This is a genomic window from uncultured Bacteroides sp. (genome assembly GCF_949298305.1).
Lineage (GTDB): Bacteria > Bacteroidota > Bacteroidia > Bacteroidales > Bacteroidaceae > Bacteroides.
On the sequence record NZ_CASFWU010000005.1, the window covers coordinates 51,434 to 58,219 of the forward strand.

A 6,786-nucleotide genomic window follows, 5' to 3' on the forward strand; every position below is an offset into this window, starting at 1 on the left:
ATCCGTCATTACTCCCTGACGGGAGTTCATTCTCACACCTCAAACGCAGGCTTTTTAAGCCTCTCTTTCCTTATATATACCCTTCATTATGCGTTGAAGAGTACATCGCTCAGCGATTGCAGAGCCGCTTTCTTGTCGCATTCACGGACAAGGAACGAAATGTTGTAATTACTTCCTCCGAACGAAATCATACGTACGGGAATGTCTCGCATAGCGTCCAAAGCTCTGGCTTCGAAACCAACATTCTCCCATTCCAAATCGCCCACCACACAGATGATACACATGTCGCGGTCTACTGTCACGGTACCATACTTCTTCAAGTCATCCAGGATTTCGTTCAGATGCTTGGTATTGTCTATCGAGACAGAAACGCCCACTTCTGAAGTACAAACCATGTCGATGGAAGTCTGGTAGCTTTCAAATATCTCGAACACCTTGCGCAAGAAGCCGTGAGCCAGCAACATGCGGCTGGACTTGATTTTAATGGCGGTGATGTTATCCTTGGCGGCAACAGCCTTGATGCGTCCTTTCTCCGTATCGTTGGAAATGAGCGTACCGGGAGCAGCCGGGTCCATCGTATTCAGCAAACGTACGGGGATATTGGCATATTTAGCCGGCTGGATACAAGTGGGATGCAGAATTTTTGCACCGAAATAAGCCAATTCGGCAGCCTCCTCAAAATGAAGATGACGTACGGGGGAGGTCTTGTCCACAATGCGGGGGTCGTTATTGTGCATACCGTCGATGTCGGTCCAAATCTGAATTTCGGAAGCATTGACTGCCGCACCAATCAGCGAAGCTGTATAGTCGCTACCGCCACGTTGCAGGTTGTCTATCTCACCGTAAGCATTGCGGCAAATGAAACCCTGCGTAATATAAATTTCTGCATCGGGATGCAGCTCGAGCTGAACCTGAAGTTTGTCCTTGATGTAAACGGGGTCTGGTTCTGCATTCTTGTCTGTACGCATAAAGTCCAAGGCAGGGAGCAGAACAGATTTAACGCCGCACTCCTGCAGGTAATAATTCATCATGGCGGTTGAAATCAATTCGCCCTGTGCCAACACCACTTTTTCCTCAAAGAGTGTAAACAAGTCTTTGGTATAAGAACGGATGTAGTCAAAATGGGACTTGATGAGTTCCAGCCCTTTCTGCTTATATTCCGGCGTTGCATAAAGTTCGTCAACATGCTGGCGGTATTTGCTCTCCAGCCGGTTGATAATTTCATTGGCACCTTCCGGATTCTTCTTGTACAAATAATCCGAAATTTCCACCAATGTGTTTGTGGTACCCGACATGGCAGAGAGAACCACAATCTTACATTCACCATCGGTAATCAACTTGGCCACTTCCTTCATTCTTTGGGCCGAACCTACTGAAGTACCTCCAAACTTTAAAACTTTCATTTTCGTTTCTGTATTAATTTAGTTTATAGTTAGCGGCCCGCCTTCTCCAGGTTTCGGGCCATCATTTATTTCCTCGTATAATTAGACCACACCAACATCTATCCGTCCATCCGCCACTTCGGCAATCCGATGGTCGGCACAACGATACACCTTCCCCGGATATTCACGGAGCAATTGCAGGTTATGTGTGGTCATAATAACCAAAGAACCGCTGTCGCTGATATCGTGCAACAGTTCCGTGATACCACGCCCCGTCTCGACATCCAAATTGCCTGTCGGTTCGTCGGCCAAAATCACTTGCGGAGAATTCAGCATGGCGCGCGCTATCACAATACGCTGCTGCTCACCACCCGACAATTCATTAGGCAACTTGTAGCCTTTGTTGCTCATCCCCACCATGCCCAGCACTTCTTCTATCCGGTCAGCTATTTCGCCCCTGTTTTTCCACCCCGTGGCCCTGAGCACAAACTCAAGGTTACTGTTCACCGTACGATCCGTCAGCAGCTGGAAGTCTTGAAAAACGATTCCCATCCTGCGACGCAACTGAGGCAAAGACTTGCGTTTCAAGCGAAACATGTCATATCCCAGTACTACCGCCTCACCTCCGGCCACTTCCAGCTCACCATAAAAAGTCTTCATCAGGGAGGTCTTTCCAGACCCCACCTTTCCTATCAGGTAAACAAATTCACCTTTGTGAAGATTCATATTGACATCTTCGAGCACACACAACTCCTGCTGACGTACCGTCACATTCTTATATTGTATCAACGCTTCTTCCATTGTGGCATACAGGGGTGAAAAGAAAGGTCAATGCTTCTTCCAGGTTGCACTATGGCGTTCTTGCAACTCCCGTGCCAAGTCCTCAATACGGTAACCTTTAGACGTCAGCAGTACAATCAGATGATACAGCAAATCGGCTCCTTCATAAATCAGACGTTCATCCGTTCCGTTACATGCCTCTATCACAGTCTCCACAGCTTCCTCACCCACTTTCTGTGCCATTTTATTCACTCCGGAGCGGAAAAGGCTTGTGGTATAAGAATTCTCGGGCATCTCGGCATGGCGTTTGTCTATGAAGTCCTGTAATAACTTCAAGAACATCACCGGTTCCTCGTTCTTCTCACCCCAACAAGTATCAGTGCCCTTGTGGCACACGGGACCGACCGGATGCACCTGTACCAGCAAAGTGTCACAATCACAATCCTCCTTCATGGACACAACATGCAGGAAATTTCCACTTTCTTCGCCCTTGGTCCACAGACGGTTCTTGGTGCGGCTGAAAAATGTCACCTTTCCCGTCTCCAATGTCTTTTCGTAGGCCTCCTTATTCATGAAGCCCAACATCAGCACTTTGGCTGTATCTGCATCCTGTATGATTGCCGGAACCAGTCCGTTCATCTTTTCAAAATCCAAAGTCATCTTTGTTCTATATATTTATTTATAACCTTACACAGACTTTATGAAGTCAGATTGTGCGCATGGGGATTCCATGGCCGCAAAGATACAATTTTAAATCGGGAATTTTAATTTCTCCGAAATGAAAAACGCTGGCCGCCAAAGCGGCATCCACTTTTCCCTGCAAAAAGACATCACGGAAGTGCTCCTTGGCCCCCGCTCCGCCCGATGCAATGACCGGGATGGACAAACCTCCCGCCAAAGCTGACAAAGCCTCATTGGCATAACCAGTCTTCACACCATCATGATTCATGCTTGTAAACAACACTTCACCCGCTCCGCGCTCCTGTGCCTCATGAGTCCACGCAAACAGTTCCTTGTCTGTCTCCACACGGCCGCCATTCAGATAACACCACCAGCCTTTCTCTGTCTGCTTAGCATCTACAGCCAGCACGCACACCTGCGACCCGTAGTGTTTGGCTATCTCATCTATCAGTTCCGGACGGCGTATGGCCGCAGAATTGATGGAGATTTTATCCGCGCCGGCTTCCAGCAAGCGGTCTACATCGCTCAGTTCATGGATGCCGCCCCCCACCGTAAAGGGAATACTGATGTTGGCGGCAATGCGCTTCACCAGATCCGCAAAAGTCTTGCGTCCCTCGAAACTGGCCGTTATGTCCAGGAACACCAGCTCGTCAGCCCCCTGTTCGCTATAAGCTCGGGCTAATTCCACCGGATCACCCGCATGACGCAGATTTACAAAATTTGTCCCTTTCACTGTTTGTCCGTCTTTGATGTCAAGACAGGGTATGATTCTTTTCGCTAACACTTGACTACAATTTAGTTCGTTGATACCTAACAAAAACAAATGCCGCTACCGGAGTCTGTGCTCCAGCTCTTCCAAACTGATGCGCCCTTCATAAAGCGCCTTGCCAAAAATAACGGCCGGCACACCGGCTTCCTCCAAAGCGGCAATATCATTCATCCCGCTAACACCTCCGCTGGCTATCAGATAGAGGTCGGGATGTTTCTCCAGAATCCGGCCGTACAACGCCAGCGAAGGACCTTGCAGCATACCGTCGCAACCAATATCGGTACAGATGACCTTTCTGACCCCCTGCTCCGTATAGTTTTGCAGAAAAGGGAAAAGCTCTTGTCCGCTATCCTGTTTCCAACCATTCACAGCTATCTTGTCCTCCTTCACGTCAGCCCCCAGAATAATCCGCTCCGGTCCATACACCTGGAGCCAATGGCAAAACAGGTCGGGATTCTTCACGGCAATACTCCCTCCCGTCACCATCTGAGCCCCGTTTTCAAAGGCTATCCGCAAATCATCATCGCTCTTCACCCCTCCTCCAAAATCAATGACCAGCGAAGTGGCCGAAGCTATCTGCTCCAAGACTCGATAATTCACAATGTGGTGGGTAGCCGCGCCGTCCAGGTCTACCAAATGCAGGCGACGGATACCATGCCCCTCCAGTTCTTTGGCCACTTCCACGGGATTCTCGTTATAAACCTTCTTGCTATCATAGTCTCCGCGGGAAAGGCGCACACACTTCCCCTCAATAATGTCAATGGCAGGAATCAGTTCTATCATACAGTTCTCATTCTGTTATCAGGGTTATTTTATTTCCAAAAAGTTTCTCAGAATACGCTCGCCTACTCCTCCACTTTTTTCAGGATGAAACTGAGTAGCGTAATAATTTCCTTTGTGCAAGGCGGCACTGAAAGGCTGTATGTAGTCCGTCACCGCAGCCGTACACTCATTGACAGGCACATAGTAGCTGTGCACGAAATAAACATACTCCCCACCTTTGAAACCATCAAACAAACAGCTATTCACCTGCCCGAGGGTGTTCCAGCCCATGTGGGGCACCTTGTCTTCGTGTCGTTGCGAGACAAAACGTTTCACGTCTACATCAAAAATGCCCAGACAATCCACATCACCCTCTTCAGAATGACGGCACATCAACTGCATTCCCAAACAAATGCCCAGCACCGGTTGCTTCAAGTCCATAATCAGGTGGTCCAAGCCCGAAGCCTGCAGATGTCTCATCGTGGTTTCAGCCTCGCCTACACCCGGAAAGATGACCCTGTCCGCAGCACGAAGCACCGCCTCGTCCGCCGTAATCACTGGCTCTACGCCCAAACGGCGCAAGGCATAATCTACCGAACGGATATTACCCGCATTATACTTCACAATAGCTACTTTCACTTTCTTATATCAATTATTAAAGTTTCGCATTCATGAAATCCCAAGCCAATTATCCACTAAATGATTTCCAAAATCCACAATCTATATTCCACACTCGCTGTCTCGCTGGTTCAACTGAATATCACCGTCTTATTCTTATACGCCAGCACTTTGCGTTCAATGTGCTTCTGCACCGCACGCGACAGGACTATCTTCTCCAAGTCCTTACCCTTGTTAATCAAATCAGTCACGGTGTCCTTGTGCGTGATACGAACCACATCCTGCTCAATGATGGGACCGGCGTCCAGTTCTGTTGTCACATAGTGGCTGGTGGCACCGATAATTTTCACCCCACGCTGAAAAGCCGCATGATAAGGCTTGGCTCCCACGAATGCCGGCAAGAACGAGTGGTGTATATTAATGATACGGTTAGGGAAAGCGTTAATCATCTGCTCAGACACCACCTGCATATAGCGCGCCAGTACAATGAAATTTACCCTGTGCTCGGCCAGCAGCTCCAGTTCTTTCTTTTCCTGCTCTTCCTTTGTTTCCTTCGTAATGGGGAACAGATAGAAAGGTATCCCAAAGCGCTCGGCCACATGCTGCAAGTCTGGATGATTGCTGATGATAAGGGGAATTTCCACATTCCACTCACCTGCTGTATAGCGCGCCAGCAAATCGAACAGACAATGCGACATTTTGGAAACGAATATCGCCATCCTCGGCTTGTGGTCTGAAAAATAGAGCCGGAAACTCATGCCATACTTCTGCGCATACAGAGTGGCAAAATAATCCTCAATTTTCTCTTGTGGAACCAGGAAATGCTCCAGCTCCCATTCTATCCGCATAAAAAATATATCCTCCACATGGTCTACATACTGGTCCAGGTAGACTATGTTTCCTTTGTTTTCAGTAATGAAGCCGGTTACTTCGGCAAGAATACCCGGCCTGTCAGGACAATGCAGCAACAATTTAGCAGTTTTCATTCATATTTTCCATTTAGGGCTGGCTCTGCAAACACAAAGCATTGCCATTTACAATCCCAGATTACAACATTCTTTAATTAAGGCTGCAAAAATAACGATTTACTGCAAATCGACGAACTTTTCGAGCAGAAAGTTTACTTCCACCTTAAAAACGTTTCGTTCTCTTCATTTCGGGCAACGCCATACGCAGCCAGACTCACTGAATAGAACATCCCCAAAGACACTGCGACATTCCTCACACAACATACTGATAATGAAGCGACAGTAAAAAACAGGCAAAAAAAGTAGAAAAAAAAACGCCGATAGTTCTTGCCAATTCAAAAAAAACATCTACCTTTGCAACCGCAATCGAGAGAGATAGCAACGAAACAACAAATGGTGCGGTAGTTCAGCCTGGTTAGAATACATGCCTGTCACGCATGGGGTCGCAAAGCCTTGATTTTCAGAAAAAATCAAGGCTTTATTTTTTTGACCAGACGAAAGTCATGTGAAAATACAAGCCCATCACACAATACGCAAAACGCCCGTCTTCATTAACACACGCATCAGCCTACCCCTCCCCACTGGAAATCAAAAGAAAAAATACGGATGCCAACTTAATGTCACAAAGCACGCATCGACAACCAACAGGACCAGATTTACCGTTATTTACACGCACCACCAAGCCGCAAAACCGACTTTCAGTTCTCAATCAACCGCCTTCACCCAATACCCGTTCCCGTACCTCGTATGCACCCTGCGGCCCAGCTGCGCCAGCAGGCGGGCAAAGGACGTACAGGTACAGTCCTTCAGGGCGGAGGGATTCTTG

8 protein-coding genes are annotated in these 6,786 nt (G+C 47.9%); all 8 read right to left on the bottom strand.

Annotated features, from left to right (window positions below):
* Positions 1–86 precede the first annotated feature (86 nt).
* Positions 87–1,403, bottom strand: a complete 1,317-nt coding sequence (locus Q1Y74_RS01290) for an aspartate kinase (protein WP_300811884.1) — start codon at positions 1,401–1,403, stop codon at positions 87–89.
* Positions 1,404–1,484: 81 nt separating this feature from the next.
* Positions 1,485–2,183, bottom strand: coding sequence for an ATP-binding cassette domain-containing protein (locus tag Q1Y74_RS01295; protein ID WP_300811885.1), 699 nt, complete (start codon positions 2,181–2,183; stop codon positions 1,485–1,487).
* Positions 2,184–2,210: 27 nt separating this feature from the next.
* Positions 2,211–2,822 (bottom strand): bifunctional phosphoribosyl-AMP cyclohydrolase/phosphoribosyl-ATP diphosphatase HisIE, encoded by a 612-nt coding sequence (gene hisIE, locus Q1Y74_RS01300; protein WP_300811886.1) that lies wholly within the window; start codon positions 2,820–2,822, stop codon positions 2,211–2,213.
* A gap of 46 nt (positions 2,823–2,868) precedes the next feature.
* Positions 2,869–3,627, bottom strand: coding sequence for an imidazole glycerol phosphate synthase subunit HisF (gene hisF, locus Q1Y74_RS01305; RefSeq protein ID WP_300811887.1), 759 nt, complete (start codon positions 3,625–3,627; stop codon positions 2,869–2,871).
* Between the two features lie 45 nt (positions 3,628–3,672).
* Positions 3,673–4,395 carry a 1-(5-phosphoribosyl)-5-[(5-phosphoribosylamino)methylideneamino]imidazole-4-carboxamide isomerase gene (hisA, locus tag Q1Y74_RS01310; RefSeq protein WP_300811888.1) on the bottom strand — a complete coding sequence of 241 codons (723 nt, stop codon included), beginning with the start codon at positions 4,393–4,395 and terminating at the stop codon, positions 3,673–3,675.
* A 24-nt stretch (positions 4,396–4,419) separates the two neighbouring features.
* Positions 4,420–5,013 carry an imidazole glycerol phosphate synthase subunit HisH gene (gene hisH / locus Q1Y74_RS01315; protein ID WP_300811889.1) on the bottom strand — a complete coding sequence of 198 codons (594 nt, stop codon included), beginning with the start codon at positions 5,011–5,013 and terminating at the stop codon, positions 4,420–4,422.
* 110 nt (positions 5,014–5,123) lie between these two features.
* Positions 5,124–5,978: a formyltetrahydrofolate deformylase gene (gene purU / locus Q1Y74_RS01320; RefSeq protein WP_300811890.1), complete on the bottom strand. Its 855-nt coding sequence runs from the start codon at positions 5,976–5,978 to the stop codon at positions 5,124–5,126.
* A 687-nt stretch (positions 5,979–6,665) separates the two neighbouring features.
* A partial coding sequence (locus tag Q1Y74_RS14000) for a DUF3874 domain-containing protein (RefSeq protein ID WP_366914064.1) occupies positions 6,666–6,786 on the bottom strand: 121 nt, incomplete at its 5' end.